The organism is Bacteroides sp. Ga6A2 (genome assembly GCF_000702225.1).
Taxonomy (GTDB): domain Bacteria; phylum Bacteroidota; class Bacteroidia; order Bacteroidales; family Bacteroidaceae; genus Ga6A1.
Genome location: NZ_JNKX01000007.1, coordinates 63,521 through 77,271, shown reverse-complemented (window position 1 = coordinate 77,271; position 13,751 = coordinate 63,521). Strand labels below are relative to the sequence as shown.

Below are 13,751 nucleotides of genomic sequence, written 5' to 3'. Positions count from 1 at the left end.
TAGTGTGCAGAAAGAGTTGAATTATTTAAAACATGGTCTGCCCGACGCATATTTTTAATTTTTTAAACTTGTTTTAACTTTTTAGCGTACAAATATATCTATTTTTTCACTACCTTTGATGCACTTTTTAGAAAAAAGTTAATGTAATACTTATAAAAATATTATTTAAATGAAACCTACTTTATTTCTGTTAGCTGCAGGAATGGGAAGCCGTTACGGCGGTCTGAAGCAGCTCGATGGTCTGGGTCCTAACGGCGAGACTATCATGGATTATTCAATTTATGATGCTATCCGTGGCGGATTCGGTAAGTTGGTGTTCGTTATCCGTAAGGATTTCGAGCAGGACTTCCGCGAGAAGATTATAAGCAAGTATCAGGACAAACTTCCTGTTGAACTTGTATTCCAGAGCATAGACGACCTTCCAGAGGGCTTTACTTGTCCAGAGGGCAGAACAAAGCCTTGGGGAACAAACCACGCTGTGCTCATGGGCAAGGACGTTATCAAAGAGCCTTTTGCCGTTATCAACTGCGACGACTTCTACGGCCGTGATACATTTGCCGTTATGGGCAAGTTCCTGAGCGAGCTTCCTGAGGGCGCAACAAACCAGTACTCAATGGTTGGCTTCCGCGTTGGCAACACTCTTTCAGAGAGCGGAACTGTGAGCCGTGGCATCTGTTCAACAAATGCCGAGGGACATCTTACAACCGTTGTTGAGCGCACTAAGATTCAGCGCATCGACGGCGTTGTTAAGTATCTCGACGATGACAATACAACTTGGGTTGCCGTTGACGACAATACTCCTGTTTCTATGAACGTCTGGGGCTTCACTCCTGATTACTTCAAGTACAGTCAGGACTTCTTCGTTGAGTTCCTGAAAGACCCTAAGAACATGGAGAATCTGAAGGCTGAGTTCTTCATTCCTCTCATGGTAAACAAGTTGATTAACGAGGGTACTGCAACAGTTAAGGTTCTCGACACTACATCAAAGTGGTTCGGCGTAACTTATCCAGAGGACCGTCCTGAGACAGTAGCCAAGATTAAGGCTCTTGTTGAGAGTGGCGAATATCCTGAGAAGTTGTTCTAAAGATAGAATATTTAGAAAGGCGTGTCGCAATGTGGCACGCCTTTTTTTTATGCTCTGCTGTATAGTTGTCGTTGAAACTCGATGTACTGGTTGCGTATCTGTGATACGTCCATAGCGAGGTTGGCTTTGGCGTCGGCAATTGAGCCGTATTTCATATTGATGAACTTGCCAAGATTGTCGGACGTGAATTCGTGGTAACTGTTGCGCAGATACTGGGCGATAAGGAAGTCGATGAATTCTTTTTGAGCTTTAGTCTGCTGCTTGTAATAGTCTTGTCGCACGAGTTCAACGCGTTTTTCGCGTTCTATAGGCGTGGTTTCGTAGGCAAGATATTCGAGCACATCGAGCAGGTCGCAATCCTCGCGTCCCATCACAAACTGTATCTTCTGAAGTTTCTCTTCGTGAAAGCCTTCTTGTTCCAGTTGGTTGAGCAGGGCGCGACGTGTGTCGGGATGCTCCCATTGTTTTCGCAAATCCTCCGGTCCGTTGAAGAACGACGGCAATTTGCCGAAAAGTTTCTGTATAAATTCTTCTATCGAAATAAGTTCGTCGCCATACTGGAATTTCTCCGTCCATTTTGTTTTTAGTCCGAATGTGCGCTGTGCCGACAGGCGGACGATGATTTTCTTTTTCGGCTTGTCGCCACCTTCGCAGGTGCAAGGCAGATGACCGCAAATTGGGCATAGTTCAGGTTCGTGAATCTCGGTTCCACCCCCTTCATCCGAACCGTCAGAATACGGTTTCGGTTTTTTGTTGCAGGTGCAGGGATAATTGCCACAGACAGGGCAAAACGGGTCGCCGTCCCACTCGGCATCTTGAAAATTGCGACTCGCTCCCACAAAGTCGTAAATGGTGAAATAATATTTGTCGTCGAAAAGGCGTGTGCCGCGACCTATTATCTGCTTGAACTCCACCATGTTGTTTACAGGACGCATCAGCGCTATGTTGCGCACGTTGCGAGCATCCACGCCAGTAGATAGTTTCTGCGATGTGGTTAGAATGGTCGGCAACTTGTGCTCGTTGTCTTGAAAGAGTCTCAGAGCCTCTTCGCCATCCGCGCCATCGTCGGCAGTCACGCGCTCGCAGTAGTTCGGCGCAGGATTCTTCTTGTGCTGGTTTATCATGTCGCGAATGATGTGCGCATGAAGTTGTGTGGCGCAAAATACTATCGTTTTTTCGTCGGGGGTGATTTGCGAAAGGAGTTCCTTCACTCGGTATTCGTCGCGCTGTCTAATCTCTATTTTGCTATTATAGAAATCGCTTTCTGTGTAGGTCTTTTCGGGGTCTATCTCGCCTTCAACCTCATCGTCGGGGTCGTAGGTGTATTCATCTATGTTACTTTCCGAAATACGTACGCGGAATGGCGTGAGATAGCCGTCGGCGATGCCCTGTTTGAGCGAATAGGAATAGACAGGCTCGCCAAAATATTTGTATGTGTTGGCGTTGTCTTGTCGGCGCGGCGTGGCGGTCATACCAAGTTGGTAGGCAAACGAGAAGTACTCCATCAGTTCGCGCCATTGGCTTTCGTCGTTTGCACCTCCACGGTGGCACTCGTCTATTATGATGAAATCGAAGAAATCCGCTGGATATTGCTTGTAGTAAGGCTCGCCACTCTCGTCGGCACACATGAAGGTTTGAAATATTGTAAAGTAGAGATGACGCGCCGTTGGCACTTTGCCATGGTTCTTGCGCAGCTCGTCGGGCGTGATGCGCACCATGGCATCGTCGGGAAACTGCTCGAAGTCGTTTATTGCTTGATTGGCAAGTATGTTGCGGTCGGCAATGAAGAGTATGCGAGGACGTTGCTCTGCTCCGTGCAAGTTCCATTTGGTCTGAAACAGTTTCCAACAAATCTGAAATGCCGTGTACGTCTTGCCCGTACCAGTTGCCATAGTGAGCAAAATGCGATTCTGCTTGTTGGCTACAGCGTTGAGCACGTTGTTTATGGCGTTTGCCTGATAGTAGCGTGGTTCACGGCCTCCGCCACGGTTCAGAGGTTCAAGGTTGAAGCGGTCGCGCCACTCGTTATCTTCGGGGAATGACATCTGCCACAACTCTTGCGGCGATGGAAATTTGTCTATGAACTTCTCGGTTGATGGCACAACATAGTTGCCGTGTGCATCCTTTACGCCCATATCTATGAAGTAGATGCGGTCGCCGTTAGTAGCGTATGTATAGCGAATCTGTAGCATCTGGGCATATTGCTTGGCTTGCGGCACACCCACCGATACGCCTGTCTCGTCGGACTTTGCCTCTATTACAGCGAGTTTTATGCCCTTATATTCCAGAATGTAGTCCACCTTCTTGGGGTGGCGTGCCTTCAGTTTTTCCACACGACCGGGCGCAATCAGGTATGCGCGTTGTTCGTTGAGTATCTGGCTTTCGGGCACTTGCTCCCACCCTACGGCATAAAGCGCAGGGTCTATCTTCTTTCGGCGTGTTGTTGATTCGTCCATAGTTATTGGCTATTTCCCTTTTTTATTTTCTGCTACAATTTTTTTTTCTAAATCTTCCAGCATTTTCATATCTTCGGCATCGGCTGTTTGCGCCTCCAATTGTTTACGCTTGTTGTTAAAAACATCATATATTTGTTTCACCGTTTTCTCTGCTTCATAGTTTGTAATGCTACCTGCATCTTGCAGTATGTCTTTTTCTTGGAATGTCAACAGGTTGTCCACATTCTTGCGCCAATAGTCAAGTGTAAGATCCCGGCGATTCTTTACTCGTTCTTCGGCACTTGTCAGGAAGATGTCTACCAGACGATTCAATGACTCTATTTCATCATCGTGCAGATAGTTCTTTGCAATGATAACGTCGCCTTTGCGCACGATGCTACCTTTCCATGTGGTGAGTCCCATATTAGGTTGGTTTGCGTCGGCCCTACTGACAATAAGTTCGGCAGCCGTCTTGTGGGCTACGGCATAGAGCAGTTTGTTCTGCGTTTCGGCAAAGAACATCTGTGTAGCCTTGTCGCTCTTGTCGTAGTCGCTGCTTAGTGCAAAGAGGTCTCTTATCTTCTGATAGAAACGTTTTTCCGATGCTCTAATGTCGCGGATGCGCAGCAGCAATTCATCGAAGTAGTCGGGTCTTCCGTCTGGATTCTTCAGACGCTCGTCATCCATCGTAAAACCTTTTATAAGATATTCCGTCAGATGCTCTGTTGCCCATTGTCTGAACTGCGTGCCACGAATGCCTCGTACCCTATAGCCTACAGCTATAATCATTTCGAGAGAGTAGAATACCACGTTGTAATTTTTGCCATCTGCGGCAGTTGTCAAATATTGTTTTACAACTGAATTTTCGTTTAGTTCGTTCTCCTTCAGTATGTTAGCTATGTGATGACTAATCAATTGCTTCGAGGTGGCAAAAAGTTCTGCCATCTGTTGTTGGTTAAGCCATATATTTCCATCTTTAGCAAAGAGTGCAACCGAAGCTCGTCCGTCTGCTGTACGATATATGATTATATTCTGCTGTTCGTCCATAATTATGTTTTTTTATAATCCGTACAAATATACTAAAAATAATTAGCGGATTATGCAGATTTCAGTATGCTAATTTTGCTGATTTGGCACAAATTTATCCAAACACCTTTTTCAACAACGCCTGTTTCAGGTCGTTGCATAGGGTTATGGTTTCGGTGTAGTTAGTTTGCAATGCTTTCACATTGGCAGAGAGGGCGTCGAGTTTAGCAACACATTTTTCTTGACAAAACATATTTGGAATGTAAATAGCCAACTCTACAAAACGTTTCATCGGTATGCTTTTCACACCTGTCCCTTCTGCCTTTTTCCGAGCGTTATTCAAAAAGAAATCCGAACTAATAACATATATAAGGAACTTTGAATTTATCACCTTGTGATTAGGTGTTAATGCATAAATACCTTCCTTTATATTCCACGTTTCGGGTAGTGTCGTTACTAATGCTGTATTGCCAATAGTACCCGTTCCTGAAAATAAAACATCCCCTTTCAATAAGTTTGAACGCTTATTAATTCTATTCAATGCTTCTGCATTTACTTTGTCTGTTTTTTCATCCGCCACTATATCAAAACCTTTTAATTCCCTAACTGTTATATAATTATAAGTGGCATCTGGCGTATTAAGTTTGAAGTGTGTACGCGGATTAAGACCTGTTCTTAAATTAGTTATAACTTCTCCTAAATTCTTCTCCACCCATCCTTCTTTCGGTGTCAACAACTCTTTTAGAGCGGCTTGAAACAAGTCTTTGGCGGCTTGCAGTTGCGTTTCGGCATTGGCTTTTAGCGCATCTATCTTCTCAAATTCTGAATCAAGAAATGATACGATTTGCTGCTGCTCGGCAAGAGATGGGTATGAGATTTCTATAGATTTGAACTTCTTTGCACTTACGCCGCCAATTAGACCAGTGAGCAAACTACGGAATTGAACTTGAAAAGCTTCACTGCTGAGAAAATAATAAACAAATTTGCCAACTAAATGAGAATTCAAAGGCTTAACACAAAAGAGTTTATTTCCAAAGCAAACCTTTTGGGTTATGTATGCTATTTTCCTTCCTGCACTTCCACCTTCTACACATATAAATGCTGATTGTGGTTCAGCTATTTTATAGTCTGTATCAAATGGAATTTTTACACCATTATTATAATCAACCGTACCATCAAAAGCAACATCTTTTGTTGCAATAAAAGGGTAACCTTCTGCGAGACCTAAGAAATGTTCTTTTTTATAATCCGCGTTAATACTGTTTCCATTATAAATGGATGCAACATTATCTAATGTTTTAGTTTCCCATCCCTCTTTCATAGCAACTCTCTTATTTCGTTTATCAATCGTGCGGAATCGTCGTTGAGGTCGGCTATGGTGCTGAGAATCTCTTCGGTGGTTCGATTGTCTACAATCTCGGGCTTGTTAGGGTTCTTTACCGAAAGGTCGCAATCGTCGCCAAGCGCAGATGCGTCGAGCGTCCAAGAGTTTTCGCTCTCGGCTTTGGTCTGCTGCAACGCAACAAAGTCGGCAAGGTCGGCTTCGTTAAGTGGGTTAGTTTTGCCAAGCGTACGGCTGAGGTTCAGCTGGTAATACCAAATCTTGCGTGTTGACTCGCCCTTGGTGAAGAAGAGAACCACGGTCTTTACGCCTGCGCTGAATACGCCCTGCGGAAGGTCGAGAATGGTATGCAGGTTGCACTCTTCGAGCAGTTTGCGGCGCAGGGAGACGGCATCACTATTGCTTAGAAAGGTATTTTTTATAACTATGCCGGCGCGACCGTTCACCTTCAGCATCTTTATGAAATGCTGCATAAACATGTATGCCGTCTCGCTGGTGCGTATGTCGAAGTTTTGCAGCACCTCGGCGCGTTCGTTGCCTCCGAAAGGCGGATTGGCAAGTATAATGTCTTTGCGGTCGCGTTGTTGAATGGCGGCAAGGTTCTCGGTAAGCGTGTTGCCACGCACGATGTTTGGCGCAGCCACGCCGTGGAATATCATGTTCATGGTGGCTATGATGTACGGCAAGCCCTTCTTCTCCTTGCCGAAGAAGGTTGACTTTTGCAGCGTGTCGCTGTCTGCCACCGATTTTATCTGCTCCTGCATATAGTTGAACGCCTCGCAGAGGAAGCCAGCCGAGCCGCACGCAGGGTCGTAAACGGTTTCGCCAATGCGCGGATTCACCACCTTGACTATGGTGCGTATGAGCGGACGCGGTGTGTAGTACTCACCACCGTTGCGACCGGCGTTGCCCATGCGGCGTATCTTGTCCTCGTAGAGCACGGTCATCTCGTGCTTGTCGTCGGCACTCTGAAAGTGCAGCGAGTCTATCTTGTTGATAATATCGCGCATATTATAGCCGCTGTTTATCTTGTTGCGCAATTCGCTGAATATCTCGCCAATCTTGTATTCAAGCGTATCGGGCGACACGGCGGTATCTTTGAAATGTTTGAGCGAAGGGAAGAGTTTTTGGTTAACAAACTCCACAAGGTCATCGCCGGTCATTGCGTTGATAACGTCGAGTTCGCCCTTTGCGGTTTTTGGGGTAGCCCAAGCGTTCCAACGGTTGAAGCCGGTGATAATGCGGCGGTATTCCTTGCCGTTGAGTGCGGCTTCGTCTTCGCGCTCCGTTTCAAGGTCGTCGAGGTATTTCAAAAAGAGCAACCACGAAGTCTGCTCTATGTAATCGAGTTCGTTGCTGCATCCCGCCTCGTTGCGCAGGGTGTCATCAATTGCTTTGAATGTAGATTCGTATTTCACAATTATACCATGTTTAATACGAATGCTATTCAGGGTCTAAAAAACGAAAGCCATGCAGATACCTCTATATACAAAAAAGAACGTGGGACAATTTCTTATCCAACGTTCGAGGTACCTGGCATGACCCACTAATACAAGATAAGAAATGCCCACGCCATACGCGCAGGCATTTGCTTATTTAGTCTTGTATTAGTTCTTCTACTGCCAGGTTTCCGAACGTTTCAGATTAAATAGCAAACGCTATGATTAAATATTTCTGTATGTTATCTAAATTTTTATGTCTGTTTCGTTAAAAATCATTTTTTTGTGAACCACAAAATTAACCAAATTTTTCAAAAAACGCCGTTTTTTGCCGATTTTTCTCTCGTTTAAATGCCGTTTTAATGTGGCTTGCAGATTTTGCTTTTGTTATAATGTAAGATTGTTTTTACTTTTTCGGAATGTTTTATAAAATAGGTGTTCTGTTTTTGTAATCTTTGCAGCCAGAAATAAAAAACAAATAAAATGGATAAAAGACTTCTAACAATTCAGGATATTTCGTGTGTGGGACAATGTTCGCTCACCGTGGCTCTGCCTGTAATCTCGGCATGTGGAATTGAGACGGCAATATTGCCAAGTTCGGTACTGTCTAACCACACAGCAGGTTTCTCGGCATGGACATTCCGCGACCTTACTGACGAAATGCCAAACATCCTTGACAGATGGAAGAAAGAGAACGTTGATTTCGACGCCTTCTATACAGGCTATGTGTCAAAGGCTCAGATTCCTCACATCCTCGACATTATGAATCAGGTGGCTCGTTCGGGCGCGCTCAGAATAGTAGACCCTGTGATGGGAGATAACGGCAAACTCTATGCCGGCTTCGACGACGATTTCCCAATGGAGATGCGCAAGCTGGTAAATGGCGCGGACATCATTCTGCCAAACATGACCGAGGCTGCCTTGCTTCTTGGCATTCCTTATCAGGCTGGAATCTACACACAGGAGTATATTGAGAAGGTGCTGAAGGACTTGTATGCTCTTGGCGCAAAGAATGTTGTGCTTACAGGCGTAAGTTTTGAGAAGGGCAAACTGGGCGTGGCATGTTACGACGGCTCAAAGTTCGACTATTACTTTACCGAGCATCTTGATGTGGCTATGCACGGAACAGGCGATGTGTATTCATCATCTTTCGCCGGTGCTCTGATGCGCGGCAAGTCAATAATCGAGGCTGCATCCATCGCCGCCGACTTTGTTTGCGAGTCAATCCGCCAGACATTGCCAGATGCCGACCATTGGTATGGCGTTAAGTTTGAGAAGGCTCTGCCTTACCTCATCAACAGACTTTCGTAATTTTGTAAAAATATCACATGATGAGGAAGATGTCGCTCCCGTTTGGGACGGCATCTTTTTTGTTGGGGTGGGAGTTGGCAATTGAAAGTTGAAAATTAAGAATTTTTGTTGCTTGTTCGTATTTGCCGGCTGCCTCACATCTGAGGGGAGAGATATAAGATTTTGAGCCTTGACACAGTTGTATTTACACGTTCAAATGCAGAAATTTTTTCTGCATTTGAACGTACCTTGAACGTACCTTGAACGTACCTTGAACGTACCTTGAACGTACCTTGAACGTACCTTAACGTACCTTGCGGCTTGCTTCCCCGTATCTACTCCGTTACTACAGGCTTACTATCCCCTTGCTATCGGCTTATCAGAACGACCCCTGAACGAACCTTCCGGCTTACTTGCCTCTTACTTGACATAATCTTTCAAGTTTTTATTGTGAAAGCAATTGGCAAGATTCCTTCGAGATGCGTTCGGGACGAGGGGCTGTGTTTCAACCTGTGAGTAAGGAAAAATGAAATAAAGTTCCTTGTCATAGCTTTCATTTATTTTTAGAGGATATTGTGCAGTTGATTTTTTTAGTACCAATGTAAATAGATAAAACTCTCGTTCTAACGGTTGGGGGTAATTTTGCTAAAGTTTCAGGGGAAATATTTAATTCCTGAAACAAGCAACATTATGACAGAAAAGAAAATAAAATAAAAGGTTTACAAGTCCTTTTAAAACTTGTATTTTTGTGTTATCTGGATCTCTACAATGGGTGTCCTTTTTGTTGTCTTTGTATTGACATCATTGAAAATTGGCAAGATATAAAGCTGTGTTTACAGAGGGTATTTTGTTAATGATGTGTCATTCTTTGATGTTTTAACAAAAAAAATCGCAACCCTCAGATGAAAGTTGCGATTTTTGTTCCTTAGTGGGGTGGAGCTGGAGGGATTCGAACCCTCGTCCAAACAGGGAACTAATATGCTTTCTACATGCTTATTCTGGCCTTCGGTTTTCGTGCGCATGCAAGACCCAGACCACCAACATGCGCCTTATCCTCTAAAATCTCATCGGATGCGCGAGGCCACACCCAACTATCCCCGACTTGACTGCACCACTTAACCAGAATGTTTCGGAGCAAGAGCTTCTGAGTGATGTCTTGTCTCAGCACCTTGTGCCGAGATTAAGCTAACCTACTGTGCTTCGGTTTAAGCAGCAAGAGCGTAGTTATTCTCGCCAGATAAAAGTTTGAAAGCCGAGATTAAAGTGCCGACCAGCGGAGCACTGCATGCTTACATACCACCTCAACCCGCTGTCAAAACCGGTCAACCCCGTGGATTTTGTAAGTAATGAATTGCAAAAGTATAAAAAAATATCGGTGCGCCAAACTATTTCAGAAAAAATATGTACCTTTGCAATAATTATGCCTGCGTGTAGTTATTCTATATAATGGCAAGCCTGATTTATAAATGAAACAATATATAAAACTTATAATAATCATTGTTCTGCTAACTATGGGCGCAACACCTGTCGTGGCACAGTCTATGTCCGACGACAAGGTTATTGAGTATATTCTGAAGGAACAGAACAAAGGTACGTCACAGTCGCAGATTGTAATCCAACTTATGCAGAAAGGCGTAACCATCGAGCAGATTCGTCGCATAAAGGCTAAGTACAACAAGCAGAAAAGCGGCGAAGTGGTGGGCGCAAAGAACATATCGGGCATAGACGACGAAAAGCAGAAGTCGGCATCGCGCCTGCGCAACAAGAAGAAAGACGACAAGGAGAAGAAAGAAGATAACTTCAGAAAGAAAACTTTCGACGACGAAAAGGAAAAAGACGAGGAACTGACCGAGAAACAGAAGCGCATAAAACTGAAGGACATGCGCCGCGAACTCGATTTCATCATGCCCGATTCGCTCGACGAGGATTTCGATTTCCTATTAGAAAAGAAGAAAAAGCATAAGCGCGAGATTTTCGGACGTAACATCTTCAACAACAAGAATCTGTCGTTCGAACCGAATATGAATATTGCCACACCATCTAACTACAAACTTGGTCCGGGCGACCAAGTGTTCATTGATGTGTGGGGGGCATCGCAAAAGACGATAGAATCGACAATCTCGCCCGACGGCACAATAGTCATCGACGAAATTGGTCCTGTTACGATAGGCGGAATGACGGTGGCTCAGGCAAACGCATACCTGAAGCGTAAAGTCGGCTCAAACTACGTCAACTCGCAAGTCCGTCTTACGGTGGGCGACACGAAGACCATAACCGTAAACATAATGGGCGAGGTGGTTACGCCCGGAACATACACAATTTCGGCTTTTGCATCTGTTTTCCATGCCCTTTACATGGCTGGCGGAGTGAACGAGATTGGTACGATGCGCGACATCAAGGTGTATCGCAACAGCAAACTGGTAAGCACGGTCGATGTGTACGATTATATCCTTAACGGCAAACTGACTGGCAACGTGCGACTTGCCGACAACGATGTGATTGTGGTAGGAGCGTACGACTGTCTTGTAAACGTGGCAGGAAAGGTTAAACGCCCTATGTTCTACGAGATGAAGAAGAACGAGAGCGTGGCAACGGCACTTAAATATGCTGGCGGATTCACAGGCGATGCCTACAAGCAGAGCGTGAGGGTGTTGAGAAAGAACGGGCTTGAATATCAGATATTTAATGTAGAGGAGTTTGAACTCGGTAAGTTCCAGGTATCCGACGAAGATTCGATAACCGTAGACTCGGTGATTCCTCGTTTTGCCAACAAGGTTGAGATAAAAGGAGCGGTATTCCGCCCCGGAATGTATCAGAGCGACGGAAACATAAAGACCGTGAAGGAACTGATTGAACGTGCCGGCGGTCCTAAGGAAGATGCCTTCCTCGACCATGCCGTGATGCATCGCCGCCGTTCGGACATGACTCTCGAGGTGCTCTCTATCGACGTGGCAGGACTTCTGCACGGCAGAGTGCCAGATATCCCGCTGCGAAAGGAAGACGTGCTCTTCATACCAAGCAAGAAAGATATGCAGGGCGAGCAGATTCTTACCATCAAGGGCGAGGTGCGCTATCCCGGCATCTACGAATATGCCGCCAACGAAACGCTCGAGGATTTCATTCTTCAGGCAGGCGGACTGAAAGAGGCGGCATCTACCGTAAAGGTCGATGTGGCGCGCCGAATAAAGAACCAGCAGGCTACAGACTCGGAGGACTTCATGGCGCAGACATTCAGTTTCTCTCTGAAAGAGGGCTTCGTTGTTGAGGGAGAACCGTCGTTCACCCTTGAACCGTTCGACGAGGTGTATGTGAGAAGAAGTCCGGGCTACTACGAGCAGAAAAACGTGTCGGTAGAAGGTGAGGTTCTCTTTGCCGGAACATACACGCTTGCACGCAAGAGCCAGCGACTGAGCGAGCTTGTGCAGAGCGCCGGCGGACTGACAAAGGAGGCTTACATAAAGGGCGCGCGCCTTGAACGCGAGATGACTGCCGAGGAGAAACTTCGCGTGGAGACGATGATAAAGGCGGCTGCCAAGGAGAACGACAAGGACTCTGTGTCGGTGGCAAAGACGCTCGATGTGGGCACTACCTACTATGTGGGCATCGAACTCGACAAGGCTCTTGCCAATCCGGGCGGCGAGAACGATATTGTGCTGCGCGAGGGCGACAGACTAATCATCCCTACATTTACAAATACCGTAAAGGTTAATGGCGAGGTGATGTTCTCGACAACCGTGGCATACAACAGCAAGCAGAAACTTACGGATTATATAGATCAGGCCGGAGGCTTCAGCCAGAAGGCAAAGAAGAACAGAGTTTATGTAATCAACATGAACGGCATGGTTTATCGCATTAAGGGCAGCGGACGCAAGTACATAAATCCGGGCTGCGAGATAATCGTGCCGCAGAAGATGGCTTCGAAGAAGATGACCATCTCCGAGATTCTGACAATAGGAACCTCAACGGCTTCTATTGCCACAATGATAGCGACTATCGCTAATTTGGTGCACTAAATAGAAAGAATATACTGATGAGTAATTATTATTATGTGATTTTGGCATTTGTGGTGTCTTTGGGATTCACCTTACTAACAATGCCTTTGTTGTTGAAAATCTGTTACAAAAAGCGACTGTACGACATTCCGAACGAGCGTAAGGTGCATAATATATTGGTGCCACGACTTGGTGGTATACTTTTTTTGCCGGCAATGCTTGTTTCTATGTCCGTCGTACTTATGTTTAAGATTTATACCGAAGGTGTAATGGAGTTGAGTTCTTGGACATTCATCTTTATTTCTGGAATATTCATCATTTACATTGTTGGTGTCTTCGACGATTTGCTAGGACTTGGGGCAAATGCCAAGTTTATAGTGCAGGTTGTAACAGCCTTGGCTTTTCCGCTGAGTAACGTGTATGTTAACAATCTGTACGGACTTTTTGGCGTGTATGAGATTCCATTCTATGTGGGATACATAGTAACCGTATTCTGCACGCTTTTTATTATAAATGCGATGAATCTTATAGATGGTATCGACGGCTTGTCATCGGGCTTGTCGGTGATGGCTATGCTCGGCTTTGCCTTTCTTTTCTACATAAACCATATTTACATCTATACGGTCTTTGCTCTTGCTGCTGTTGCAAGTGTGGTTGTTTTTATGTACTTTAATATTTACGGAAGTGCAGAGAAGCAGACAAAGACTTTTATGGGCGATACTGGAAGTCTTACGCTCGGCTATCTGCTTAGTTTCATGGCTGTAAAGTATTCTATGAATAACGAGAGCATAATGCCTTATCGCTCAGATGCACTGTTGATATCATATTCTTTGCTTATGATTCCTGTGTTCGATGTTGTAAGGGTTATTCTGTACAGAATGCGCAAGCATAAGCCGCTGTTTGGGGCAGACAAAAGTCATATTCATCATAAGTTGCTGAGAGTTGGTTACTCTCAGCATAAAACATTGCTGACGATTATTGGACTGATGGTGTTTTTCATTCTGTTGAATATATCACTCAGAAACATTCTTAATTTCACTCTGATTGTTGTGATTGATATAATTTTATGGGCTATATTCAACTTGTGGCTTGACAAAAAGTGGAAGGCTGTAAATAGATAGCAAAAGGCGGGCAATTCATCGT

General features: G+C 45.0%; 8 protein-coding genes and 1 other RNA gene. 4 read left to right on the top strand and 5 right to left on the bottom strand.

Annotated features, from left to right (window positions below):
- Nucleotides 1-169: 169 nt before the first annotated feature.
- Nucleotides 170-1,084 carry a glycosyltransferase family protein gene (locus T538_RS0101210; protein WP_031535363.1) on the top strand — a complete coding sequence of 305 codons (915 nt, stop codon included), beginning with the start codon at nucleotides 170-172 and terminating at the stop codon, nucleotides 1,082-1,084.
- Between the two features lie 47 nt (nucleotides 1,085-1,131).
- Here the strand turns inward: T538_RS0101210 and hsdR are convergent, their stop codons facing one another.
- The 4 genes from hsdR to T538_RS0101185 all read right to left on the bottom strand — a co-directional run bounded on the left by hsdR (nucleotide 1,132) and on the right by T538_RS0101185 (nucleotide 7,305).
- A complete protein-coding gene (gene hsdR / locus T538_RS0101205) occupies nucleotides 1,132-3,540 on the bottom strand; it encodes an EcoAI/FtnUII family type I restriction enzme subunit R (protein ID WP_031535361.1) in 2,409 nt (802 codons plus the stop codon).
- Nucleotides 3,541-3,549: 9 nt separating this feature from the next.
- Nucleotides 3,550-4,566, bottom strand: coding sequence for a virulence RhuM family protein (locus tag T538_RS0101200; RefSeq protein WP_031535359.1), 1,017 nt, complete (start codon nucleotides 4,564-4,566; stop codon nucleotides 3,550-3,552).
- 94 nt (nucleotides 4,567-4,660) lie between these two features.
- Nucleotides 4,661-5,866 carry a restriction endonuclease subunit S gene (locus T538_RS17480; protein ID WP_051655786.1) on the bottom strand — a complete coding sequence of 402 codons (1,206 nt, stop codon included), beginning with the start codon at nucleotides 5,864-5,866 and terminating at the stop codon, nucleotides 4,661-4,663.
- A complete protein-coding gene (locus T538_RS0101185) occupies nucleotides 5,863-7,305 on the bottom strand; it encodes a type I restriction-modification system subunit M (RefSeq protein ID WP_031535357.1) in 1,443 nt (480 codons plus the stop codon). Before T538_RS0101185 ends, T538_RS17480 begins: the two co-directional genes overlap by 4 nt.
- Before the next feature lie 504 nt (nucleotides 7,306-7,809).
- Between T538_RS0101185 and T538_RS0101180 the strand changes: the two genes are divergently transcribed.
- Nucleotides 7,810-8,637: a pyridoxamine kinase gene (locus T538_RS0101180; RefSeq protein WP_031535355.1), complete on the top strand. Its 828-nt coding sequence runs from the start codon at nucleotides 7,810-7,812 to the stop codon at nucleotides 8,635-8,637.
- 910 nt (nucleotides 8,638-9,547) lie between these two features.
- On the opposite strand, the gene ssrA is transcribed toward T538_RS0101180, so the two are convergent.
- Nucleotides 9,548-9,946, bottom strand: a transfer-messenger RNA (tmRNA) gene (gene ssrA / locus T538_RS17940).
- Nucleotides 9,947-10,082: 136 nt separating this feature from the next.
- On the opposite strand from ssrA, the gene T538_RS0101175 reads away from it, so the two are divergent.
- Both T538_RS0101175 and T538_RS0101170 read left to right on the top strand, forming a co-directional pair.
- The gene (locus tag T538_RS0101175) at nucleotides 10,083-12,629 is read left to right on the top strand and encodes an SLBB domain-containing protein (protein ID WP_031535351.1); all 2,547 of its coding nucleotides are present in this window, start codon (nucleotides 10,083-10,085) and stop codon (nucleotides 12,627-12,629) included.
- Nucleotides 12,630-12,646: 17 nt separating this feature from the next.
- A complete protein-coding gene (locus T538_RS0101170) occupies nucleotides 12,647-13,729 on the top strand; it encodes a glycosyltransferase family 4 protein (protein WP_031535349.1) in 1,083 nt (360 codons plus the stop codon).
- Nucleotides 13,730-13,751: the final 22 nt, after the last annotated feature.